Below are 23,320 nucleotides of genomic sequence, written 5' to 3'. Positions count from 1 at the left end.
GAAGGGAGACGCGTGATGCTTTTGTTGTTCGTCGTTCTCGTAGTGTTCGTCGCCTGGAGCTGGCTGACCTACCCGGCCATCGGCTACTGGCTCTATGACTTGAGCATGGCGGCCGAGGCCAAGTTGTACCGGCTGCACAAGATCGTCGTGCCCATCCCCGAAATGACCGTCTCGACCTGGCAAGGCGGGCCGTACGAGGCCACCAGCAGTGTGCTGATGCTCCATGGCTTCAGCGCCGACAAGAACCTCTGGCTGCGTTTCGCCCGGCACTTTGTCGGCAGCCATCGGGTGATCATCCCGGACATCGCCGGCCATGGTGAAACCGGCTTCAAGGCGGGCGGCGGCTACGACATCCCGCTGCAAGCCAAGCGCATGATCCAGCTGCTGGACGTGTGTGGAGTCGAGAAAGTCCATGTCATCGGCAACTCCATGGGCGGCTACATGGCGGCCTGGCTCGCGGCCACGTATCCGGAGCGCATTGTGTCGGTGGCCCTGATCGACCCGGCCGGGGTCACTTCGCCCGAGCCCAGTGACCTTGAACGGCATTTGGCCAAGGGCCACAACCCGTTTCTGATTCATTCGCGGGAAGAATTCCAGCGTTTCTACGCCATGACCATGGCTTCGCCGCCCTGGGTACCGAAGCTGGTGCTCGATGCCGTCGCCCAGCGCTATGAACAGTCCCGCGAGGAGCTGGAAGAAATCTTCCACGAATTCCGCGCCAGCCCGCCGATGGAACCGCGCCTGCCCGACATCACCGCCCCGGCGCTGTTGCTGTGGGGACGCAAGGACCGGCTGATCGATGTCAGCAGCGTGGCGATCTGGAGCAAGGGCATCGCCGACCTGCGCGTGCATATCTGGGACGCCATCGGGCACATGCCCATGGTGGAAGCGCCCTACGGCTCGGCGCGCCTGTATCGCGAGTTTTTGGCATCGCTGCGTTCGGAGAGCCCACAGGATCAACGACTGCACTAGGGGGCGTTCTCAGGTGGGGAAACTAATTGAGAACGCCCCCTGACAGTCCTTTACAGAATGAAGTTCGTCAGAAACTTCGTTTGTCGGCGTCGCGCAAGGCTGCGATCTTTTGTCCATCCTTTACGTCACCGCGCCAGGAATCCTGTTCATGAACCACCCGAACTTCGTCAGCCCTGACCTGATCCGCCAACGCTTCTCCAAAGCGATGTCCGACATGTACCGCGAGGAGGTGCCGTTGTACGGCGCTTTGATGGAACTGGTGGAACAGACCAACCGTCACGTGCTGGACAGCGATGGGCAAATCCTGCGGCAGCTCACCAGCACCGGCGAAATCGAGCGCCTGGACCTGGAGCGTCATGGGGCGATCCGCGTCGGCACCGCCGACGAACTGGCGACCCTCGCCCGCCTGTTCGCGGTGATGGGCATGCAACCGGTGGGTTACTACGACCTGACACCGGCCGGCGTGCCGGTGCATTCCACGGCGTTTCGCGCGGTGCATGAAGCATCGCTGCAAGTCAGCCCGTTCCGGGTGTTCACCTCGCTGTTGCGCCTGGAATTGATCGAAGACCAGGAGCTGCGAGCGTTCGCCCAGTCGATGCTCGACCAGCGCTCGATCTTCACCCCCACGGCCCTCACGCTCGTCGAACGCGCCGAATCCCGGGGTGGCCTGACCGAGCAGGAAGCCCAGGCGTTCGTCGAACAGGCACTGGAAACCTTTCGCTGGCACCACAGCGCCACCGTCACCGCCGAACAGTATCGACAGCTCAGCGCCCAGCATCGTCTGATCGCCGACGTGGTGGCGTTCAAGGGCCCGCACATCAACCACCTGACACCGCGGACCCTGGACATCGACATCGTCCAGGCGCAGATGCCGGCCCATGGCATCACCCCCAAAGCGGTGATCGAAGGCCCGCCTCGCCGCCAGTGCCCGATCCTGCTGCGCCAGACCAGCTTCAAGGCCCTGGACGAGCCGATTGCCTTCACCGATCAAAACGAGGCTCGCGGCAGCCACAGTGCCCGGTTCGGTGAGATCGAACAGCGCGGTGCCGCCCTCACGCCCAAAGGTCGCGCACTCTACGACCGCTTGCTCAATGCCGCACGGGATGAACTCGAGGACTTCCCCAACGAAGCCAACGCCGCACGCTACAACGCCCTGATGGCACAGCATTTCAGCGAGTTCCCTGACACCTGGGAAGGCATGCGCCAACAGGGCCTGGCTTACTTCCGCTACTTCGTGACGGAAAAAGGCATGACGGCGGGCGACCTGAAAAGCACGCCCCTGGAAGACCTGCTCAGCGATGGATACCTGCGGGTTGAACCGCTGGTGTACGAAGACTTCCTGCCGGTCAGCGCGGCGGGGATTTTTCAGTCAAACCTGGGGGATGCGGCACAAACCCGTTACGGCGCCCATGCCAACCAGCAGGCGTTCGAACAGGCCCTGGGGCGTTCAACGATCGATGAACTGGAACTGTATGCCGAGAGCCAGCGGCGTTCGATCGAACAGTGTTTCGCCGCGTTGGCCGATGTTGTTCAAGTCAATAAAAAACAAGGCTGAAGGACTTGTTACAACTCAATAAAAAAGGGCGACCTGCAGGCCGCCCGTTTTTTTTATATCCAAAACCTTCAATACAACAAATAAAGTGTTCGCCCAGTGCAATGGCCTCGGCAATCCATGCACTGGTAAAGAGCCCTGACACTGGGCGAACGGAAAGCATTTTAGTAGAAACGGACTGATATGTCCGTGCCACAAAGATGAAATTTATCGACACAATGTTTAACAAGATGTCGATTTAAATACTATGCAACACGACAGTACAAACTCACCTGTTCGGCCATTACGGGCTGATTATTCCTATACAAAACTTGCACAAAAATAATCAGCCTGTATAGAACCATTACTCAATATTAGTGTTGGCTGGTCACCGTCAATACGTCGGTATAAACCACGTTGACGCTTTGCCCGACTTTCAAGTCCTTGAGTTTGGCCTGGACTTCAGGTCGTTTGACGTCGACGGTCTTGGACTTGCCTTCCGGGTTTTCGAAGGTCACCTGGTTTTTCTTCAGGTCAATGTGGGTGATTTTCAGCTGCACTTTCACCTGGCGGTAAGCTTCGCCGCCCGGATTGGCGCTGCCGGGTGCTGCGCGGATTTCGCCGATGGCTTCGGCGGTGCCGGGCAGGCCTTTGTCGATATCGGTGTCGAGGTACGCTGCAACGGCGCTGGTGACCGTGATGTCGACCGTATCGCCGGCCTTGAGGTTATCGAGGTTTTTCGCCTTGTCGGTCAATTGCACCGGGAACTCGTTGCCCTGCGGGCCCTTCAGAACCACGGAATGGTTCGCGGCATCAACCGAAACGACTTTGGTGGAGACCTGATCAGCCACAACGACTTCGGACAATGGGATATCGGCGGCAACCGCGCCAAAACTGGCGGCAGACAACATGGTAGCGAGGGTGATGGCTTTGGTCAGTGCATGGCGTTTCATAGGCAGAACTTTCCCTGTGATAGATGGCAACAGACGGCGTTGAAAACGGGCTCAACGCCATGTGTGCGCTGAGCATAGACGCTGTTCGGCAAGTGGTCGCGGCAGACCGCTGAATTTCGTGGCGCAGGGTACTAATACCCGGTCATTTCCAGATAGCCACTCCCTGCATGACTGCCGCTGAGGCGCACCGGGCCTTCCCAGTACGGAATGCGCAAGTCCATCCAGGCCTGGGGATTGAGCGCGGTAATGGCGATATCGAGGTGTCTGGCGGGGATGTTGATCGACCAGCGAATGGGCATCGTGCGCCCGGCAACCCGGGCGGTGTCTTGCGGCGTGAGGATGATGTCGCCGGCATGCAGCAACTGTACCTGGCCCCGGGCGTCGATCCAGGTGCCGGTGAGGTAAGGCTCGCCGTCCTTTTGCCGCATGCGATACAGCATCACCTGCTCGCCGCTGTCCAGGTGCAGGGAAAACCAGTCCCAACCGGTCTGGTTGCCCGTCAGGGGCTGGCTGCTCCATTCCCGGTCGAGCCAGGCCGGGCCACTGACCTGGAAGGTCTTGCCGTCGATGTCCAGGGTGCCGCTGGCCCGGAAGAACGGCTGGCTGTAGTAGTAAGAGGCCTGACCCTGTTCTGATTTCTGGCTGAAGCCACGGTCCCCCTGAAGCACCAGCGGACCTGTCGGGGTCAACCTCAGCCGGTAGCTGAATCGCCGGTCGCGGGCACTGAGTAGCACGTCAGCCAACGGGTCGTCGGCAGTCGCCTGGCTACGCAATTGCCAGTCGTCGATCCATGCATTGAACGGCGCAACGCTGACACCGGCCTGACCGATGCCGCCACGGGCATAACGTTCGGCCGCGTGATGTGCCGTCGCCGAGGTCACTGCGGCGTGGCCGAGCCAGATCGTCTGGTTCTGCCAACCCGCCACCTCGGGGCTGGCTTTCAGGGCGCTGCGGAACAAGGTCCATTGCACGCCGAATTCATTGCCCTGATCGTCCTTCAGGTTGGCCGTGACGTACCACCATTCGATGCGAAAGCCGTCGTGGGGGCCGTGATCCGCCGGGAAACTGAACATCCGACCGGGCACCACCGGGGTGAACGCAGCGGCCTGGGTACCCAGCCCGGCAAAGCCCTTTTGCTCCGGTGCCGGCTGATCGCAACCGCTCGCCAGCAGCGCCAGGAGTAACACGCAGGCCTTAATCTTCATGGGCAAACGTACGCAGCAGGTCCGCCGGTTGCGTGCGGTACAAACGGTACAACGGCCAGGCCGAGGCCAGTAGCGTCGCCACCAGCGCCAGCCCCATCAATTGCAACAGTTGCAATGGAAACACCCGCAACGGCAGGCGCCAGCCAAAGGCCTGCACGTTGATCACCGTGTCCAGGCACCACGCCAGGGCGATGCCCAGCGGCAACGCCAGCACCAGGGTCAAGATCGCCAGCAACCAGGTTTGCCCGAGGTTGAGCAACATCAGATGCCGCCGGGTCACGCCCAGCGCCCACAATGGCGCCAGTTGCCCGAGACGGCTCTGGCTTTGGGTCAACAGGCTGATGAACAGCGCCACCCCGGCCACGCACAGCGTCAGGCTGTTGAGGGCGGCGGTGGCGGCGAAGGTGCGCTCGAAGACTTGCGTGGACCAGCCCTTGAGCCGCGCCTGATCGACGATGCGGCTGTCCTCCAGGGTAAAACGCGCCTGCAATGCCGTGACGAACGCCGGGATCGACGGCGGTTCGATGCGCAGGTTGAAGCGGTTCGGTGTCAATTGCGGCCAGCCGCGCAGCAGGTGGCTGATGTTCACCAGTATGTGGCCCTTGGGATTGCCGTAGTCGGCGTAGATCCCGACGATCCGTGGCGACCACAGGCCGGTGGGCGTCGGCAGCGTCAAGTGATCGCCCAGTTGCACGTGCAGGCGCCGGGCCAGTTGTTCGCTGAGCATCACCGCATCGTCCTTGGCCAGCCGCTCCCAAGGGTTGTCGCCCAAGGTCTCGAGCAACGGCCAGTGCTGGCGATAGGTCGGATGGTCAATGATCCCCGACAGGTCCGTCGGCCAGCCCTGCAACCGGATCGAAACCTGCCAGTTGGGCAGCACCGCCGCCAATTGCGGCTGCTGATTGAGCCAGCTGTGCAGCTCCCGGGCCTGGGCCGGGTTCTGGGGATTGAGGTAAAGCTCGGCCGTCAGCCGTTGTTCGAGCCAGTCACTGAAGGTCTGGCGAAAGCCTGCGGTCATGCTACCGGCACCGATGTTCGCCGCCATGGCCAACAGCAGCGCCATCAAGGCCAGGCTCAACGCCGGCAGTTGCTGGCGGCAATCGGCGACAAACCACTGGCCGAGTACCGAGCGACTGCGCTGCGAAACGAGACTGAGCAGCCAACTGAGCATCACCGGCAAGGCCAGCGCGGCACCAATCAACAGCGCCGCCATCAACACGAAGCCACTGATCAGGCTGTCGCCGAAAATCAACGCCAGCAGCGCAATCACCCCGGCCAAAGCCGCCACCCAACCCTGGCGGCGCAACCAGCGTGCGTGGGCCTGATGCCAGGCCTGCGGGTCGGCCAGCGCCAACAAGGGCAGACGCGCCGCCCGCAACAGACTGTTGGCCCCGGCCAGCAACGCGCCGATCAGACTCAAGCCGATACCACTGAACCACCACGACAGGCTGAGGCTCAACTGCCCCGCCACTTCGGCGCCGTACAAGCCACGCAGGCTGGCGGCGACATCGGGCAACAGCACGCCGGCCAGCAGGTAGCCGCTGACCACCCCGGCCACGCCGCCGATCAGGGCCAATCCAGCCAATTCGACGGCGAGACAAGCGATCAGCATCCGCGCACTCACACCGCAGGCACGCAGGGTCCGCAGCAGGCTTCGCCGTTGCTCCAGCGCCAGCCCGATGGCGGCGTGCACGATAAACAGGCCGACCACGAACGACAGTACCCCCAGGGCATCGAGGTTGAGGTGGAAACTTTCGGTCAGGCGCGCCAGGTTGTTTTCTTCGTCGGCGCGCTTGAGTTGCAACTGGCCCTTGAACGGCTCCGGCAGCGACGCGGTGAAATCCTTTGGTAACAGCAGCCGCGACAGTTGATCTGGCAATCCCAGAATCTGCTGGGCAAAACCGATGTCCACCAGCAGCACACCGGGCGCCATGTCGGCCTGCACCTGCAGCGGCGGCAGTGCCACGCCCGCCAGGTTCAGTGGCCGGTCTCCCTCACGCAATCCCAGTGCCTGCAAGGTCTGCGACGAGATCCAGGTACTGCCCGGCGGACTGAAAAAGCCGACCACCTGTTCAATCGCCATGGCCTGTCCGGCCACCGCCGCACCCGCCGGCAGCGACACCGGCTCGATGCCCATCAACTGCAAACGCTGCTCTTCGTGCCCCTTGAGCATGACCCGACCTTGCAGCACCGGTGACACCGGCCACCCGGCGCGGCGCAGATCGATAAACCACTGCTGGGGGAACGTGCCGCCGCCAGGTGCACCGAGGCTGGCCTGGGGCTCGCCGCCGATCAACTGACTGGCGCGGGCATAGCTGTCACGGGCCTGGCTGTTGAGTGCCTGGACGCCGGTCAACAGACCGGTAGCCAGCCATAACCCGGTCAGTACACTGAAAAACTGCACCGGATGCTGCCGCCAGTGGCTGAGCAGCGCGCGCAGGGTTTCGCCAAAGATGCGCATGTCAGCGCTCACCCGCACCGGCCAGGCGACCGCCGCACAGCAGGGCTTTTTTGGCCAGCCGCGCCGCCACGCCGGGACTGTGGGTGACCATCAACAGGCTGGTGGGACTGTCCTCGAGTAATTCCAGCAGCAACTGCAATACCTCGGCACCAGTGGTTTCATCGAGGCTGCCGGTGGGCTCGTCGGCCAGCAGCAGTGGCGGGCGCGCCGCCAGCGCCCGGCCCAGCGCGACCCGTTGCTGCTGGCCGCCGGACAGTTGCTCCGGATAGCGCCGCAGCAAATCGCCCAAGCCCAGGCGTTGCACCAGGTGCGCCTGCCAGCGTGGGTCATGACGCCCCGCCAGGCGTGCCTGAATCGCCAGGTTGTCTTCGACCCGCAGGCTGCCGATCAGATTGAATTGCTGGAACACCAGGCCGATTTCCGTACGCCGCCAGTTCGCCAGTTGCCCTTCATTCATCTGTTCCAGGCGATGCTCGCCACTGCGGATGCTGCCGCGATCGACCTTGTCCAGCCCGGCGATCAGGTGCAGCAAAGTGCTTTTGCCACTGCCCGACTCGCCCATCAGCGCCAGGCTGCTGCCGGGCTTGAGCGTCAGGTCGACGCCTTGCAGCACCGGCAGTGGCCCCTGCGGTGTGGCGTAGCTTTTGAAAACGCCATGGACTTCAAGCATGGGTCAACCTGCTGGATATGCATGGCCCAAGGATAGCGGCCCTGAATGTTTTTTGTCCGTTGCTGATGATCGCCCCGGCTGAACCCCGCCCTACCCTCGACGCTGGTCTAACCATAACGATAAAAAACGGAGACGCCATGCCTCGTTTCACCTTGAGCCCTCGTGGGTTGTTCGCTTGCCTGATCACTGCCTGCCTTGCGCAATCGGTGGTCGCCGCCGATGGACCGGTCGCGGCCAGCCCGCAAACCACCGCCAGTAACGCCGCGGTGCTGCAGCAACTGCCCTTCACCGACCGCACCGACTACGAGTCGGTCACCAAGGGTCTGATCGCGCCGTTCAAGGGCCAGGTCAAGGACGCCTCGGGCAAGGTCATCTGGGATATCCAGGCCTATGACTTCCTCGCCAAGGATAAGGCCCCGGAGTCGGTCAACCCGAGTCTCTGGCGCCTGGCCCAACTCAGTGCCCATGCCGGATTGTTCGAAGTCAGCCCCCGGCTGTATCAGGTGCGCGGCCTCGACCTGGCCAACATGACCATCATCGAAGGCGACGACGGGCTGATCATCATCGACCCGCTGACCATGGCCGAAACCGCCAAGGCGGCGCTGGACCTGTACTACCAGAACCGTCCGCACAAACCGGTAGTGGCGGTGATCTACAGCCACACCCACGTCGACCACTTCGGTGGCGTGCGCGGAGTCATCGACGAAGCCGACGTCAAGGCCGGCAAGGTCAAGGTGTTCGCCCCCGCCGGGTTCATGGAACACGTGATGAGCGAGAACGTCTACGCCGGCAACGCCATGAGCCGCCGCGCGCAGTTCCAGTTTGGCAGCCTGCTGCCCCGTGGCGAAAAAGGCCAGGTCGACGCCGGCCTGGGCAAGAGCACGCCGAGCGGCGGCACCGTCACCTTGATCCCGCCCACCGACCTGATCGACAAGGAACTGGAAACCCGCACCATCGCCGGCCTCGACGTGGAATTCCAGTTGACCCCGGGCACCGAGGCGCCGGCGGAAATGAACCTGTACCTGCCGCAGTTGCGCGCCTTGTGCATGGCGGAAAACGCCACGCAAATGATGCACAACATCCTCACCCCACGCGGCGCCCAAGTACGCGACGCCAAGGCCTGGGCCGAGTACCTGGACGGCAGCCTGGCGCGTTACGGCGACAAGAGCGACGTGTTGTTCGCCCAGCACAACTGGCCGACCTGGGGTGGCGAGCGCATCCGCACCTTCCTCGCCGACCAGCGCGACATGTACGCCTTCCTCAATGACCGCACCCTGCACCTGCTGAACCAGGGCCTGACGCCGCTGGAAATCGCCGACTCGATCAAGAAGTTGCCCGGCAGCCTCGACCAGAAGTGGTACACCCGTAGCTACTACGGCTCACTGAGTTTCAACACCCGGGCGGTGTATCAGCGCTACATGGGTTTCTATGACGGTAACCCGGCCAACCTCAATCCGCTGCCGCCGGTAGAAACGGCCAAGCGTTCGGTCGAAGCCATGGGCGGCGAAGCGGCGGTGCTGGGGAAAATGCAGGCAGCAATGGCCAAGGGCGAATACCGTTGGGCCGCGCAACTGGGCAATCAGTTGCTGTTCACCAATCCGGACAACGGCGACGCCCGCAAAGCCCAGGCCCAGGCGCTGGAGCAAATGGGCTATCAAAGTGAAAACGCTACCTGGCGCAACATGTACCTGACCGGCGCCATGGAACTGCGCAACGGCGTGCCAGCCAATGCCGGCACTTCGGTTTCGGTGGATATGGTGCGGGCGATGAGCCCGCAGATGTTCTTCGACTTCCTGGCAGTGCGCCTGGACAGTGAAAAGGCCGTAGGCCATGACCTGACCCTGAACTGGACCTTCGATGACCTGAACCAGGACTTCAACCTGACCCTACGCAATGGCGTGCTGACCCACCGTGCCGGGCTCAACGCTCAGGCGGATGCCAGCGTGACCATGAGCAAGGCCACCCTGGAACAGATCAGCCTCAAGCAACTGGATATCCCGACGGCGATGCAGAAAGGCCTGATCAAGTTGCAGGGCAATGGCAAGAAGCTTGGGGAGTTGATGAGCAGCCTCGATACGTTTGCGCCGCAGTTCAATATCGTTACGCCTTGATATCGCCTTCGCGAGCAGGCTCGCTCCCACTGGAATCCATGCAGCTCACAGCATTTGTGAACGACACAGATCCACTGTGGGAGCGAGCTTGCTCGCGATGGCTATGTGTCAGGCGATGATTGTTTTGTGGGTGTACATATCCATTGCTGCGGTAACGGCCTCTGGCGGTTTCGCTCTTACAGCGAGTTACTTGGAAAAACGGAACGCCGCCCGACCCCAAGTAACCAAGGGCTCTTGCCCCTTACGTTCGGTGCCTCGCCTAGGCTCGGCATCCCCTCGCTCCGGTCCTGCTCCGTGGGCCCGCCGCCATCGGCCATCCATGGCCGGGGGCGGCTAACCCGGCATCCATGCCGGGTTGCCAAGAAGATCAAAAGCCAAAGCAAAAGCGAGGCGGCCTACCGGCCGGCCTGGTTACTGGCTTCGTTCACCTGTGATTCACAGGATAAACGCAGTACCTGTGGGAGCGAGCCTGCTCGCGAAGCGGTTCAGGCAGACACTACTTCAACCACCGGCATTTGCCAGCGTTGATTGACCACCTGCTGCCCGGGTCCATACAGGCGCAGGACCAGGCTGAATGCCCCGCTCGCCGGCGTCGGCAACCAGTTGCTCTGCTCCGGCGGAGCGGCGTTCTGCAGGACCAACGTCAACCCACCGTCCGAATCCTCTTGCAAATGATCCCGGCTGCTCAGGCAGTAGCGATTGATCGGGTTGGCCACCAGTTGCCGGTCAGGCAAGTCATACAAGGTCAGCGACCAGAACTCGCTGGCCGGCGGCAATTGCCCCGGTGCGAAACGCAGGCGATAGCTTCGCCCGCCCTGCAAGGGTTGCCCCTGGTTATCCAGGCGAGTGCCGGTGTAGAAGGCCTCTTCCACGCTGTTGCCGTAGATGCCGACATTCGCCGCGACTGCGCGGTTGAGGTAATTGCCGTTCAGCGCTTCGCGCGTGCCGAACAGGCCGAGGGTGGTGCGTACCTGGCTCACGGCGGTTTGCAGTTGCGCCCGGGCGTCCTGAATCCCGGCGAGCAGTGCCTGGCGCGTGGCCTGCGGCAACGTCGCCGGGTCGAAAGCCTGGCCCGGCACGATGCCGATCCGGGCAAAGCGTGCGCGCAAGGCTTGTTCGGACGGCTGCGTGGGGCACAGGCTGAGGATCTGGTTGAGCGCCGGGATAAACTCCAGCCCCAGCCCGGTCTTGCTGTCCCAGGGTTGCCAGTCAATGGCTGGCGCAGCCACGGGCGGCGCACTGCCGATGTATTCATGCAACGAAACCAGACCGTATTGCTGCTGCAAGGCCCGCACCGCCGGCAGGTCCCCGGCGTTTTTCAGACCCGTTCTTCCAAGCACCATGACGATTTCGGTTTCACTGCGCAGCACGGCCTTGACGCCATCCGGTGTCGGGCCTTGCCAGCCGGGTCCGGCGATCAGGTAATTCCCCGCTTCGCGACCGGTGCTGAGCACACCGACATAGGCAAAGTTGTGGGTGTACTGGTCGACCAGTTGAAGCACGTAATAGCGCTCGTCATCGACCGCCGGCACACTCAACACCTGGGGTTCGCTGCGCAGGTCGAGCCAGGCCCAGGAGTACGGTGTGTCGTTGTTCGGCGTGACGATGTCGCGGTTGTTCGGGGTAAACAACTCGCCGTAATGACGAAAGCGGTTGAAGCCACCGACATACTCCGGCGCAGCCGGGTTGAGCGCCTGTTTTTCCATGGTCTGGTAATGCATGAGCATGGGGTAGGCGTAAATCCACGCCTCTTTGGCAATCTGCCGAGGGTCATCGGAATCGGCGGCCAGCAACCAGCGTGGAAACATCAGGCTGCCGCCCAATACCCCCATGCCGCCCAACACCCGACGGCGACTGCAAATCAGGTTCATGATTCGATCCTCGTTATCGTCGGCAACTGATAACTCCCGTCCAGTGCCCCGCCCCTGGGCAGGTACAGGCGCAACAGCAGGTTGAACGGACCTTGCGGCGTCGGCAGCCAGTTGCCCTGCGGCGCAGCCTTGGGCGCATCGGCTTGCAGGATCAGGGTCAAGCCGCCATCGGCATCGTATTGTAGACCAGGGCTGCGGTCGCCCAGGGCGTAACGCTGGATCGGGTTGGCCACCAGCAACTGGGTTTTGCCGTCATACAGGGTCAACGACCAGAACGCATTCACCGGCGGCAATTGCCCGGCGGGAAAATGCAGGCGATAGGCGTGCTGGCCGGTGAGCGCCTGGCCCTGGGCATCGTGCAACGCCATCGGGTACTGCGCTTCCACCGCATCGTTGGCGTAGATGTAGATATAGCGCCAGGCGACTGCGGCACGGGTCAGGTCATCGCCGCCGTATTTGCCGACGTTGGACGGCGACGGTAACCAGCCCTACCGTTCTACCGACAGTTGGCTGGAGGCTGCGCGGACCAGTTCGCGACCGGCCTCGGCGCCTTGGGCGACGGCTTCGCTCAAGTCTTCCGGGGCCTGGAATGCGGTCCCCGGCTTCACGCCGATGGCGGCGAAACGGGCCAGTTTCTGTTGTTCGCTGGCGGTCCATTGGTGCAAGGGAGCCAGCGCGTTGAAGGTGCTGAACAGCGCCTGCGCCGGCCCTTGCTTGGTGTCCGCATACGCCGGCAGTTGCAGCGGTGCCAAGGGTTCAGGGGCCGCGCTGCCGCTGACTTTGGACAGCGGTTGCAAGGCGTAGCCCTTCAGCACTTGTGCGGCGTCTTTCTGATCCGCTTCGCCCTTGACCTCGGTCCGTCCCAACAGGAAGACCAGCCGGCTCGGCGAGCGAATCACCGCACTGAAACCCGATGGCACTGGCCCCTTCCAGTCCGGCCCGACCATCAGGTAGCGCCCCGCTTGCTCACCCGTGGCGCGGGTGCCGATGTAGTCGAGGTTGTCGGTGCGCATGTCCACCAGTTGGAAGCTGTAGTAGCGGCCTTGCACGGCCGGCACGTCCAGCACCATCGGTTCGCTGCGCAGATCGAGCAAGGCGCGGGAATAGAAGGTGTCGTTGTTGGGCGACACCACTTTGTCGTCTTGCGGGCCGAGCAGGCGCGGCTCGCTGTAGAGATGGTTGAACGGCAGTTTAGCGGCGATGGCGCTGAGTACCTTGTCGTGTTCGACGGTGGCGTAGGCGAACACGTAGGCTTCCTGGGCCAGGGCTTTCGCTTGCTGTCGGTCGAGGGTTGCGGCGTGAACAGTGCCCAGGCTCGCGCCCAGGGCCAGAGCGGATATCCAATAGCGCATGGCAGATCTCCTTGGCAGATACAAAAACATCATCCCCCCGTCCCCTTGTGGGAGCGGGCTTGCTCCGGGCGGCGTTCCGACGAAAGCGGTGTGTCATGCAACATTGCAGCCGCCTGACACTCGCTCTTCGCGAGCAAGCCCGCTCCCACATTGGATTTGTGGTGGTTTGGCGAATGGTTACTTGGCCCAGCGCCGCAGGTCCGACGGGGTGTAGTCGTCAGTCTTGGCGGCGAAGCCCACACGCATCGGCTCGGTCTCTTCGTTGGCCAGGCCGCCGGCGTAGTAGCGTCCGGAGATCAGGTCATAGGAGGTTTCCAGCACGTTATAGGTGAAGCCGTGGTCGTACTGCTGGATCGCGTGCAGTTCACCGCTGCGCCACAGTTCACCGCGGCTGTCGTACTGGTCCGACTGGGCGATCTGCCAACTGTCTTCGTCCACATAGAAGCGACGCTTGGCGTAGATGTGCCGGGCACCGGGCTTGAGGGTTGCCTCGACGACCCACACCCGATGTTTCTCGTAGCGACCCAGGTCCTGATTGACGTGATTGGGCTTGATCACGGCGTCGTACTTGAGGTCGCGGCTGCCGATCCTGTAGCTGTTGTAAGGGATGAACAGCTCTTGCTTGCCCACCAGTTTCCAGTCGAAACGGTCCGGTGCGCCGTTGTAGCCGTCGATGTTGTCGGCGGTGATCAGGCCGTTGCTGTAACGGGCGCTGTTGTCGTAGGCGATCATCGGCGCACGACGCACGCGACGTTGCCCCGGCAGATATTGCCAGGCCGAACGCGGCTCGGCGACCTGGTCGATCGGCTCATGCACCAGCACCGCCTCGCCTGACAAGCGCGCCGGTTCCAGCACCCGGCTCTTGAACATGAACAGAATGTTCGAGTTGGGTTCCAGCCCGCCCACGGTGTCGGCGAAGTTGATCAGCGACTGGTTGCGCACGTAGCTGGTGGCGCCGTTTTCACGCACCAGCGCGGCGCTGCTGATGCGCTCGTAGCTGCCGCCGCGATAACGGGTCATGTGGTTCCACATCACCTCCAGGCCTTCGGTGGGCAACGGAAACGGAATGCCCCTGGCATAGTCATGCAAACCGTTGCCGCCGTCGGCCATGCTGGTCTTGGCGACGTTCTCACGACTGGCCGCCAGTACCTCCTTGGGCAGATTGGCGCTGCGATGGCTCGGGTAGATGTTCATCTTGTAGGTGTCGGGAAAACGCTTGAACAACGCGATTTGCCCGGGGCTGAGAAACTTCTCGTACTGCGCCACGTTCTTTGCCGTGACCGTGAACAACGGTTTCTCGGCGGCATACGGATCGCTGTAGCCGCCCTTGCTGTCGACGGTGCCGGCGTTGCTCCCCAGGCCGCCGGTCCAGGCCGGAATGCTGCCGTCGGCATTGGCAGCCACTTCCGAGCCCATGGGGGTCAGGGTCTTGCCCAGTGCCGCCGAATCGGTGCCTTTGGCCTGGGCCAGGCCGACGGTGCAGGCCAGGGCCAGCACGCACAATTGCATACGCATAACGGTTCTCCTTAGAAGTCTGCCTTGAAGCTGACGGATGCGAAATCGCGATCGTCGAGGGTGCTGTAGTCGTTGGAACCGAAGAACGTGTTGTAGGCCAGTTCCACGCTGTAATCGTTCATGTAGACGCCGGTCAGGCTCACGCCCAGCGCTTGCTGGCCTTCCTGGAACGGCCCTTGCGGATCGTAGGAATAGCCCGAGACGTCATGCCGCCAGTTGACGGCGGGAATCAGGTTGATGCCCGGCAACACATCGCTGTATTCGAGGCTGGCGCGCAGGCGATAACCCCACGACCAATCGGTGGCAAAGCCCTTGTCGGTGCAGTATTGGTTAGTCACGCCTGAAGCTACCGTGTTGCACGCCGTGCCGTTGCGCGGGGCGCTGCGGCCGAACGCGGCGTTACGGCCCAGGCGCTCGTCCCCCAGATCGTCGATGTGCACGACCCCGGCTTCACCGAACAGGCTCAGGCGCGTGGCACCCAGTACGTTGTCGATGGCCTGGGTGGCCGAACCGGTCAGTTGCCAGACACCCTTGCGTTCCCACGCATCGAACTGGCTACCATTGGTGGTGCTGAAGCCTGGCGGCAACTGCAACCAGGAACTGCCCCCCGGCCCTGAAATCACGGCGACGTTGACGTCAGGCGCGTTGATCGCGATCGGCATGTTCGGCCGGTAGCTCAACTCACCGGCCAGGGAAATCCCGGTGACCGGCTCGACGCCATTGAGGCTGATGCCGTAAAGGTGAATGTTTTCCGGGAAGGCCGCCGCATAGCTCGGCCCCTGGATGCCACCGGGGAAGGTGCCGGGCAAGGCGGTGTTCCTGGCGTCAATGGTGAAATACGGCAACCGCGAGTGATAGTTGATGTAGTAGATCGCCGCTTCCGCATCGTTGAGCGCCGGGATCATCTGGCGCAGGGCGAAGCCGAATTGGCCGTTGTCGGAGGGCGATTCGTTACCCCGGGACGTGGCGTACAAACCGGCGGCCTGCATCTGTTGATCGGTCTGTACCTGACTCAGGTACAGTGGCCCGCAACCCGGCTGGATCACATCGCTGCTGGCGAAGAAGGTGCCGCAACCATCGAGTACGCTGGGGCGCCAGTTGTACTGGTAGAAACCTTCGAGGTTGGTGCTGTCGGTCAGGCCGAAACTGAAGGAGACCATCTCCACCGGCAACTGGCCTTCCTTGATTTCCACGCCGGGACGGTTGAACGCCGAGATGTCCAGCGGGTTGATCACGTTGATGCCGTTCTGGATCAGCAGCGCTTCGCCCCAGGACAGCACCTGGTTACCGACCTTCACGTTCAGCGGATGCCCGGCCACCTGGAAGTCTTTCCAGACGTAGGCATCGAGGACCTCGAAACCCTTGAATTTTGACAGGTTGTCCCAACCCGAATCGTCGAAATCCTTGAAGCGGCCATTGCCGGTTTCATAGGCATGGTCGTACCAGTATTTGAAGCGAATGAACGCGCCCTGGCCCTGGCCGTCGAGACTGACATCGGTGAGGCCCTTGAAGAGTTGCGAGATGGTGTCGCCCTTCTCGAAGTTCAGCCGGTTGTCGTCGGCGCTGACGCTGGTGCCATTGGCATTCACGCCCTGGGCCTGCAAGGCGTTGGCGCGGGTCATCAGGCTTTTGTCGGGGTTTTGCGTCGACCAGCTGCTGCCCAGGCTCAGGCTGGTCCTGGTCGACAGGCTCCAGTCTTCGTTGATGTCGAATGTGGTGGCGTAGGTTGGCCCCGTCAGTACGGCAAGAATCGCCAGCGCAAGGGGTTGCGGGCGAGAGTGGCCAAGCCGGTGAAGCCGCGGACGGACTCCGGCTATGGCCGAGCGTTTTTTTATCATTATTGGGCTCCGGTCAGGTTTGCTCAGCCTGGACACGGTGCCCAACTATCGGGCGGGACACGCAAGCGATGGCCGACAAAAAATAATCATCGGGGGAGTGCGGGGGGCCTCGGTTAATTTCTGAAGGTGTGCATTTCCATCTCTGCGGATGCGGTCCCCTGTGGGAGATTCTATGGTTGAGGGAAAGCCCTCAACTGGCTTTTGGCTGATATTCGCTTTGCCCTTTCAGCAAGGCGAATACCACCCGAGCAAGCTTGCGAGCCAGCATCACCAGCGCCCGAGGCGGCCTACCGGCCGGCCTGGTTCTGATGTGTGCGTGTTTCCCTGTAGGAGCTGTCGAGTGCAACGAGGCTGCGATCTTTTGATTTTTGACAATGTCGAAGGGTGCGGAACAAAAGATCGCAGCCTGCGGCAGCTCCTACAGGGGGAATGCGTTTAGCCGAAAGAGATTGGTCGGCCATAAGGCCGCCATCGTCGGAACGCCGCCCGGACCAAGCTCGCTCCCACAGAAGAGCAAAGACAGAGCAGCCCACACCACCGCGTCGCTTCTCACCACTCATCAGGCCGAGCGTTAGCTCGCCTGCAGCTCTTGATCTTGATCCACCCGCCCCCTCGGCAGGCTGAGTGGAGGTGTTCATCCGGGGACTGGCGCGCAGCGCCGTTCGACGCAGTCGAACTCATTGCATGTAGGTCGAAGCGAAGCCGACCGGAGGGCAATGCCCCCGGATGAATGCCGCAGCGAAGGAACCCCGAGCCTTAGCGAGGGGCCGTACGTTCGGGGCGAGCGTTTTTTTGGTTACTTTTTTTAGGCGCTTGTAAAAAAAGTGACTCGCCGTAAGGGCGAAAGAGGGGCCGTACGTTCGGGGCGAGCGTTTTTTTGGTTACTTTTTTTAGGCGCTTGTAAAAAAAGTGACTCGCCGTAAGGGCGAAACCATAAGCCGCCGTTACCACAGAAACGGATATGTACTCAGTCACTTTTTAGACCGGCACCACGCCCTCGACAATAATCACCTCAGCCAAAGCGCCCCCCTCACGATACCCCCTGGCCTCCTGATACAACGCCGACCGATAGCAAGCCACCGCCTGCTCATAGGAATCAAACTCGATCACCACACTGCGTTGCGGCGTAGGCCGGCCTTCCATCGCCTCGCTACGCCCACCCCGCGCCAGGATCCGCCCCCCATACAGGGCAAACGCCTGCGGCGCCCGCCGGGTGTATTGGCTGTATTGATCGGCGTCGGTGACATCCACATGAGCAATCCAGTAAGCCTTCATAGTGACCTCTCGGTTTATTTTGTATTATGGTATACCACACTACCAATCCAACAAATACCGAGACTCCAGCATGGCCTTCAACAGCATCGAAGAAATCATCGAAGATTACCGCCTCGGCAAAATGGTCCTGCTGGTCGACGATGAAGACCGGGAAAACGAAGGCGACCTGTTGCTGGCCGCCGACTGCTGCACACCCGAGGCGATCAGCTTCATGGCCCGTGAAGCCCGGGGCCTGATCTGCCTGACCCTGACCGACGAGCACTGCAAGCGCCTGGGCCTGGAGCAGATGGTGCCGAGCAACGGCAGCGTGTTCAGCACCGCCTTCACCGTGTCCATCGAGGCCGCCGTCGGGGTGACCACCGGTATTTCCGCCGCAGATCGCGCCTGCACCGTGGCCGCTGCCGTCGCCGCCCATGCCGGCCCCGCCGATATCGTGCAACCGGGCCATATCTTCCCGTTGCGCGCTCGGGAGGGTGGCGTGCTGACCCGCGCCGGCCATACCGAAGCTGGTTGCGACCTGGCACGCCTGGCCAGCCATACGCCGGCCTCGGTGATCGTCGAAGTGATGAATGACGACGGCACCATGGCCCGCCGCCCGGACCTGGAAGTGTTCGCGCGCAAGCACGGGATCAAAATCGGCACCATCGCCGACCTGATCCACTATCGCCTGAGCACCGAACACACCATCGTGCGCATCGGTGAACGTGACCTGCCGACCGTGCATGGCACCTTTCGTCTGATCACCTTTGAGGATCGCATCGAAGGCGGTGTCCACATGGCCATGGTCATGGGCGATCTGCGCCGCGAGCAACCGACACTGGTGCGGGTGCATGTGATCGATCCATTGCGCGACCTGGTCGGTGCCGAATACAGCGGGCCGAGCAACTGGACCTTGTGGGCCGCCTTGCAGCGTGTCGCCGCCGAAGGCCACGGCGTGGTGGTGGTGCTGGCCAACCACGAATCCTCCCAGGCGTTGCTCGAACGGGTGCCGCAATTGACCCAGCCGCCCCGGCAGTTCAGCCGTTCGCAGTCACGGATTTATTCGGAAGTGGGTACCGGTGCGCAGATCCTGCAGAACCTGGGAGTCGGCAAATTGCGCCACCTCGGCCCGCCGCTGAAATATGCGGGCTTGACCGGGTATGACCTGGAGGTGGTGGAGAGCATTCCATTCACCGAGTGATGCCCCCTGTGGGAGCGAGCTTGCTCGCGATAGCGGTATGACAGTCAACACTTGTATCGACTGACACGCCCTCATCGCGAGCAAGCTCGCTCCCACAAGGGATTGCATTGCCTGACAGGCTCAGACCAATCCCCAGAGCCAAAAAAACCACTTTCGGCTGATAGCCGGTACGGCAAAGTGCTTGCACAAAGCTTGGAATACCATAATATGATATTCCATAGACCGAACAGTCAGCACTGACTCGACGGACCTACTGCTCCCGATAGGCGGGCACTCCAAGCCCCGCTCATAAACACAACAATGAGGGCGTGAAAATGGTGTTGAACAAACGTGCGACCGCGGTTCTTTTTGCGGGACTGCTGAGCGTCACCAGCCAGGCACTGCTGGCGGCTGAAAGCGTCAACTTCGTCAGTTGGGGCGGCAGCACCCAGGATGCGCAGAAGCAGGCCTGGGCCGACCCGTTCAGCAAGGCCAGCGGCATCACCGTGGTGCAGGATGGTCCGACCGACTACGGCAAGCTCAAGGCCATGGTCGAGAGCGGCAATGTGCAGTGGGACGTGGTCGACGTCGAAGCCGACTTCGCCCTGCGCGCCGCAGCCGAAGGCTTGCTCGAACCCCTCGATTTCAAAGTCATTGATCGCGACAAGATCGACCCGCGCTTTGTCAGCGACCATGGCGTCGGCTCGTTCTTCTTCTCCTTCGTCCTCGGCTACAACGAAGGCAAGCTCGGCGCCAACAAGCCTCAGGACTGGTCCGCGCTGTTCGACACCAAGACCTTCCCCGGCAAACGCGCCCTCTACAAATGGCCAAGCCCTGGCGTGCTGGAACTGGCGCTGCTGGCCGACGGTGTAGCGGCGGACAAGCTCTACCCGCTGGACCTGGACCGCGCGTTCAAAAAACTCGACACCATCAAGAAAGACATCGTCTGGTGGGGCGGCGGCGCACAGTCGCAGCAGCTGCTGGCCTCCGGTGAAGCGAGCATGGGTCAGTTCTGGAACGGCCGGATTCATGCCCTGCAAGAAGACGGCGCCCCGGTCGGCGTAAGCTGGAAGCAGAACCTGGTCATGGCCGACATCCTGGTCATTCCAAAAGGCTCGAAGAACAAGGACGCGGCGATGAAGTTCCTGGCCAACGCCAGCAGTGCCAAGGGCCAGGCGGACTTCTCCAACCTGACCGCCTACGCCCCGGTCAACGTCGACAGCGTGCAGCGCCTGGACTCGACGCTGGCCCCTAACCTGCCGACCGCTTACGCAAAGGATCAGATCACTCTTGATTTCGCGTACTGGGCCAAGAACGGTCCGGCCATCGCGACACGGTGGAACGAATGGCTGGTCAAATGAAAATGACGGCAACCGCGTCTCGTCCATCCACTGCCACCGGGAGCGCCACTGGCGCTGCCGGTTCGGCCCCCGCCAAGGCAGCTGTGATGACGCAATCCCCTTCCCTGGCGCAGCGCTGGCGTGGCGCAAGCAACCTGGTGCCCGCCCTGCTGTTTCTCGGCCTGTTTTTTCTAGCGCCGTTGATTGGCCTGCTGCTGCGCGGCGTGCTGGAACCGGTGCCGGGCCTGGGTAACTACGAACAACTGTTCGCCAACTCGGCCTATGCCCGGGTGTTGCTCAACACCTTCTCGGTGGCTGGCCTGGTGACCCTGTTCAGCCTGTTGCTGGGCTTCCCGCTGGCCTGGGCGATCACCCTGGTGCCCCGTGGCTGGGGTCGCTGGATCCTGAACATCGTGCTGCTGTCGATGTGGACCAGCCTGCTCGCCCGCACCTACTCCTGGCTGGTATTGCTGCAAGCCTCCGGGGTGATCAACAAGGCGTTGATGGCCATGGGCATCATCGATCAACCGCTGGAGATGGTGCACAACCTCACCGGCGTGGTGATCGGCATGAGCTACATCATGATCCCGTTCATCGTGCTGCCATTGCAGGCGACCATGCAGGCCATCGACCCGATGATCCTGCAGGCCGGTTCGATCTGCGGCGCCAGCCCCTGGACCAACTTCTTCCGGGTGTTCCTGCCGCTGTGCCGGCCGGGGCTGTTCTCCGGTGGCCTGATGGTGTTCGTGATGTCCCTTGGTTACTACGTGACCCCGGCGCTGCTGGGCGGTGCGCAAAACATGATGCTGCCCGAGTTCATCATTCAGCAGGTGCAGTCGTTCCTCAACTGGGGCCTGGCCAGCGCCGGCGCCGCGTTGCTGATCGTGATCACGCTGGTGTTGTTCTACTTCTACCTGAAGCTCCAGCCGGAATCCCCGGTTGGCGCCAGCAACGCGAGGTAAGCCGTCATGCTCCTGACCCCCAATGCCATGAGCCGGCGCATGCGCTTCGGCCTGTACACCACCACCGGGCTGATCGGTCTGTTCCTGCTGCTGCCGATCGTGTTCATCGTGCTGCTGTCGTTCGGATCGTCGCAGTGGCTGGTGTTCCCGCCACCGGGCTGGACGCTGAAATGGTACGGCCAGTTTTTCTCCAACGCCGACTGGATGAACGCGGCCATGGCCAGCCTCAAGGTCGCGGTGCTGACCACCTTCTTCGCCGTCGCTTTGGGCCTGCCCACCGCGTTCGCCCTGGTGCGTGGCCGCTTCCCCGGCCGGGAAATGCTCTACGGCCTGTTCACCCTGCCGATGATCGTACCGCTGGTGATCATCGCCGTGGCGGTGTATGCGCTGTTCCTGAAACTGGGTTACACCGGGACCATGTTCGCCTTCGTGGTCAGCCACGTGATCGTCGCGTTGCCGTTTACCATCATCTCGATCATCAACTCGCTGAAGCTGTTCGATCAGTCGATTGAAGACGCGGCGGTGATCTGCGGCGCCTCGCGCTTGCAAGCGGTGTTCAAGGTGACCTTCCCGGCGATCCGTCCGGGCATGGTGGCCGGCGCCCTCTTCGCCTTCCTCGTCTCGTGGGATGAAGTGGTGCTCAGCGTGATGATGGCCAGCCCGACCCTGCAAACCCTTCCCGTGAAAATGTGGACCACCCTGCGCCAGGACCTGACGCCCGTGATCGCCGTCGCTTCGACGCTGCTGATCGGCCTCTCGGTATTGGTCATGGTGATCGCCGCCGCTCTGCGCCGGCGCAACGAAATCAGCGCTTGAGCGCCAGGAGTACGACATGAGTGCAGTGATCAAAGATTCCGCGCAGCAAAATGACAAGCCCCTGGTCAGCCTGCGTAACCTGAACAAGCACTACGGCGACTTTGCCGCCGTGGACAACATCTCGCTGGACATCAAGGACGGTGAATTCCTCACCTTCCTCGGCTCCAGCGGCTCGGGTAAAAGCACCACGCTGTCGATGCTGGCCGGCTTCGAAACCCCGAGCAGCGGCGAGATCCTGGTCAACGGCCAGTCGCTGGTGAACGTGCCGCCGCACAAACGCGACATCGGCATGGTGTTCCAGCGCTATTCGTTGTTCCCGCACCTGTCGGTACGCGACAACATCGTCTTTCCGCTGGCCATCCGCAAACTGGCGGCCGCCGAGCGCGAGCGCCGGGTCGATGCGATGCTCAAGCTGGTGCAGCTAGAGCAGTTTGCCCATCGCCGCCCTTCGCAACTGTCCGGTGGCCAGCAGCAACGGGTCGCCATTGCCCGGGCGCTGGTCTACGAACCACGCATCCTGCTGATGGACGAACCCCTCGGTGCACTGGACAAGAAACTGCGCGAAGACTTGCAGGATGAACTGCGTCAGCTGCATCGACGCCTGGGCATCACCATCGTCTACGTGACCCACGATCAGGAAGAAGCCATGCGCCTGTCCCAGCGCATCGCGATTTTCAGCCACGGCAAGATCGTCGGCCTGGGCAGCGGCTATGACCTGTACCAGAATCCACCGAACGCCTTTGTCGCCTCGTTCCTCGGCAACTCGAACTTCCTCAAGCTCAAGGCCCAGGGCAATGCGGTGGCGACCTTCGAAGGGCAGCCGCTGTCGATCCGACTCACCGCCAGCCTGCAAACCGACCAGGACGTGCTGCTGATGGTGCGTCCGGAAAAAGCCCTGGCCCTGAGCAATGAACAAGCCCTTGCCGAACCGCTGGCCGCCGGCTGGAACGAAGTCTCGGCCAAGGTCGTGGAAGTGTTGTTTCTCGGCGAGAGCCAGACCTGCAGCGTGGTCACTGCTGGCGGTACCTCGATGACGGTCAAGGCGCTGTCCGCCGCCGGCATGCCGCTCAAGGCAGGCGACCCGGTGCGGGTGCGTTGGGCCACCGCCGATGCCTGCGTCTACACCGAATGGGCCGAAAGCGACCTGAACAAGGCTGCCGGCGCTCACTGATCCATTGGCCTGCGCGCGCGGGCCACTATAATGAGTCACCCTCGGGCCACCACAACGTCGGGTTGTGGTGGCCTTTTTTCTGTCGCCTGTAAGATAAATTGGACAACGGATTCCTAAA

The 23,320-nt window shown here is 62.2% G+C and carries 18 protein-coding genes; 8 read left to right on the top strand and 10 right to left on the bottom strand.

Features of this window, described 5'->3' with window-relative positions; all coding sequences use genetic code 11:
- The first annotated feature begins 15 nt into the window (after window positions 1-15).
- Window positions 16-972: an alpha/beta fold hydrolase gene (locus ASD95_RS07680; protein WP_056723617.1), complete on the top strand. Its 957-nt coding sequence runs from the start codon at window positions 16-18 to the stop codon at window positions 970-972.
- Between the two features lie 148 nt (window positions 973-1,120).
- Window positions 1,121-2,527: a 2-oxoadipate dioxygenase/decarboxylase HglS gene (gene hglS / locus ASD95_RS07675; protein ID WP_056723616.1), complete on the top strand. Its 1,407-nt coding sequence runs from the start codon at window positions 1,121-1,123 to the stop codon at window positions 2,525-2,527.
- Between the two features lie 350 nt (window positions 2,528-2,877).
- On the opposite strand, the gene ASD95_RS07670 is transcribed toward hglS, so the two are convergent.
- The 4 genes from ASD95_RS07670 to ASD95_RS07655 all read right to left on the bottom strand — a co-directional run bounded on the left by ASD95_RS07670 (window position 2,878) and on the right by ASD95_RS07655 (window position 7,792).
- On the bottom strand, window positions 2,878-3,456 hold the full coding sequence (locus ASD95_RS07670) for a hypothetical protein (RefSeq protein WP_056723614.1): 579 nt from the start codon (window positions 3,454-3,456) through the stop codon (window positions 2,878-2,880).
- 131 nt (window positions 3,457-3,587) lie between these two features.
- Window positions 3,588-4,661, bottom strand: coding sequence for a lipocalin-like domain-containing protein (locus ASD95_RS07665; protein ID WP_056723612.1), 1,074 nt, complete (start codon window positions 4,659-4,661; stop codon window positions 3,588-3,590).
- Window positions 4,651-7,122 carry an ABC transporter permease gene (locus tag ASD95_RS07660; RefSeq protein ID WP_056723610.1) on the bottom strand — a complete coding sequence of 824 codons (2,472 nt, stop codon included), beginning with the start codon at window positions 7,120-7,122 and terminating at the stop codon, window positions 4,651-4,653. The genes ASD95_RS07665 and ASD95_RS07660 overlap by 11 nt, the downstream gene beginning before the upstream one ends.
- 1 nt (window position 7,123) lies before the next feature.
- Complete coding sequence (locus ASD95_RS07655) at window positions 7,124-7,792, bottom strand: ABC transporter ATP-binding protein (protein ID WP_056723609.1); 669 nt, start codon at window positions 7,790-7,792, stop codon at window positions 7,124-7,126.
- A gap of 137 nt (window positions 7,793-7,929) precedes the next feature.
- Between ASD95_RS07655 and ASD95_RS07650 the strand changes: the two genes are divergently transcribed.
- Window positions 7,930-9,903, top strand: a complete 1,974-nt coding sequence (locus ASD95_RS07650; RefSeq protein ID WP_056723607.1) for an alkyl/aryl-sulfatase — start codon at window positions 7,930-7,932, stop codon at window positions 9,901-9,903.
- Between the two features lie 485 nt (window positions 9,904-10,388).
- Here ASD95_RS07650 and ASD95_RS07645 read toward each other — a convergent pair whose 3' ends face one another.
- The 6 genes from ASD95_RS07645 to ASD95_RS07625 form a co-directional block, all read right to left on the bottom strand.
- On the bottom strand, window positions 10,389-11,774 hold the full coding sequence (locus tag ASD95_RS07645) for a DUF1254 domain-containing protein (protein WP_056723606.1): 1,386 nt from the start codon (window positions 11,772-11,774) through the stop codon (window positions 10,389-10,391).
- The gene (locus ASD95_RS29650) at window positions 11,771-12,160 is read right to left on the bottom strand and encodes a DUF1214 domain-containing protein (protein ID WP_269083129.1); all 390 of its coding nucleotides are present in this window, start codon (window positions 12,158-12,160) and stop codon (window positions 11,771-11,773) included. The genes ASD95_RS07645 and ASD95_RS29650 overlap by 4 nt, the downstream gene beginning before the upstream one ends.
- A gap of 102 nt (window positions 12,161-12,262) precedes the next feature.
- The gene (locus tag ASD95_RS29645) at window positions 12,263-13,126 is read right to left on the bottom strand and encodes a DUF1254 domain-containing protein (protein ID WP_236709723.1); all 864 of its coding nucleotides are present in this window, start codon (window positions 13,124-13,126) and stop codon (window positions 12,263-12,265) included.
- 177 nt (window positions 13,127-13,303) lie between these two features.
- Window positions 13,304-14,641, bottom strand: a complete 1,338-nt coding sequence (locus tag ASD95_RS07635; protein WP_056723604.1) for a DUF1329 domain-containing protein — start codon at window positions 14,639-14,641, stop codon at window positions 13,304-13,306.
- 11 nt (window positions 14,642-14,652) lie between these two features.
- Window positions 14,653-16,479 (bottom strand): DUF1302 domain-containing protein, encoded by a 1,827-nt coding sequence (locus ASD95_RS07630; RefSeq protein ID WP_056723602.1) that lies wholly within the window; start codon window positions 16,477-16,479, stop codon window positions 14,653-14,655.
- Between the two features lie 978 nt (window positions 16,480-17,457).
- On the bottom strand, window positions 17,458-17,754 hold the full coding sequence (locus tag ASD95_RS07625; RefSeq protein WP_056723600.1) for a DUF1330 domain-containing protein: 297 nt from the start codon (window positions 17,752-17,754) through the stop codon (window positions 17,458-17,460).
- A gap of 70 nt (window positions 17,755-17,824) precedes the next feature.
- Here ASD95_RS07625 and ribBA point away from each other — a divergent pair, with 70 nt between their 5' ends.
- The 5 genes from ribBA (at window position 17,825) to ASD95_RS07600 (ending at window position 23,202) form a co-directional block, all read left to right on the top strand.
- A complete protein-coding gene (gene ribBA / locus ASD95_RS07620) occupies window positions 17,825-18,934 on the top strand; it encodes a bifunctional 3,4-dihydroxy-2-butanone-4-phosphate synthase/GTP cyclohydrolase II (RefSeq protein WP_056723597.1) in 1,110 nt (369 codons plus the stop codon).
- A 314-nt stretch (window positions 18,935-19,248) separates the two neighbouring features.
- Window positions 19,249-20,274 carry an ABC transporter substrate-binding protein gene (locus ASD95_RS07615; RefSeq protein WP_056723596.1) on the top strand — a complete coding sequence of 342 codons (1,026 nt, stop codon included), beginning with the start codon at window positions 19,249-19,251 and terminating at the stop codon, window positions 20,272-20,274.
- The gene (locus tag ASD95_RS07610) at window positions 20,271-21,215 is read left to right on the top strand and encodes an ABC transporter permease (RefSeq protein ID WP_056723593.1); all 945 of its coding nucleotides are present in this window, start codon (window positions 20,271-20,273) and stop codon (window positions 21,213-21,215) included. Before ASD95_RS07615 ends, ASD95_RS07610 begins: the two co-directional genes overlap by 4 nt.
- A 6-nt stretch (window positions 21,216-21,221) precedes the next feature.
- Window positions 21,222-22,031: an ABC transporter permease gene (locus ASD95_RS07605; RefSeq protein ID WP_056723591.1), complete on the top strand. Its 810-nt coding sequence runs from the start codon at window positions 21,222-21,224 to the stop codon at window positions 22,029-22,031.
- 16 nt (window positions 22,032-22,047) lie between these two features.
- On the top strand, window positions 22,048-23,202 hold the full coding sequence (locus ASD95_RS07600) for an ABC transporter ATP-binding protein (RefSeq protein WP_056723588.1): 1,155 nt from the start codon (window positions 22,048-22,050) through the stop codon (window positions 23,200-23,202).
- Window positions 23,203-23,320 lie beyond the last annotated feature (118 nt).

Source organism: Pseudomonas sp. Root71 (genome assembly GCF_001429045.1).
Classification (GTDB): Bacteria; Pseudomonadota; Gammaproteobacteria; order Pseudomonadales; family Pseudomonadaceae; genus Aquipseudomonas; species Aquipseudomonas monachiensis.
Note: the sequence above shows the minus strand (reverse complement) of the source record. Positions and strands in the feature narration are given on the sequence as shown.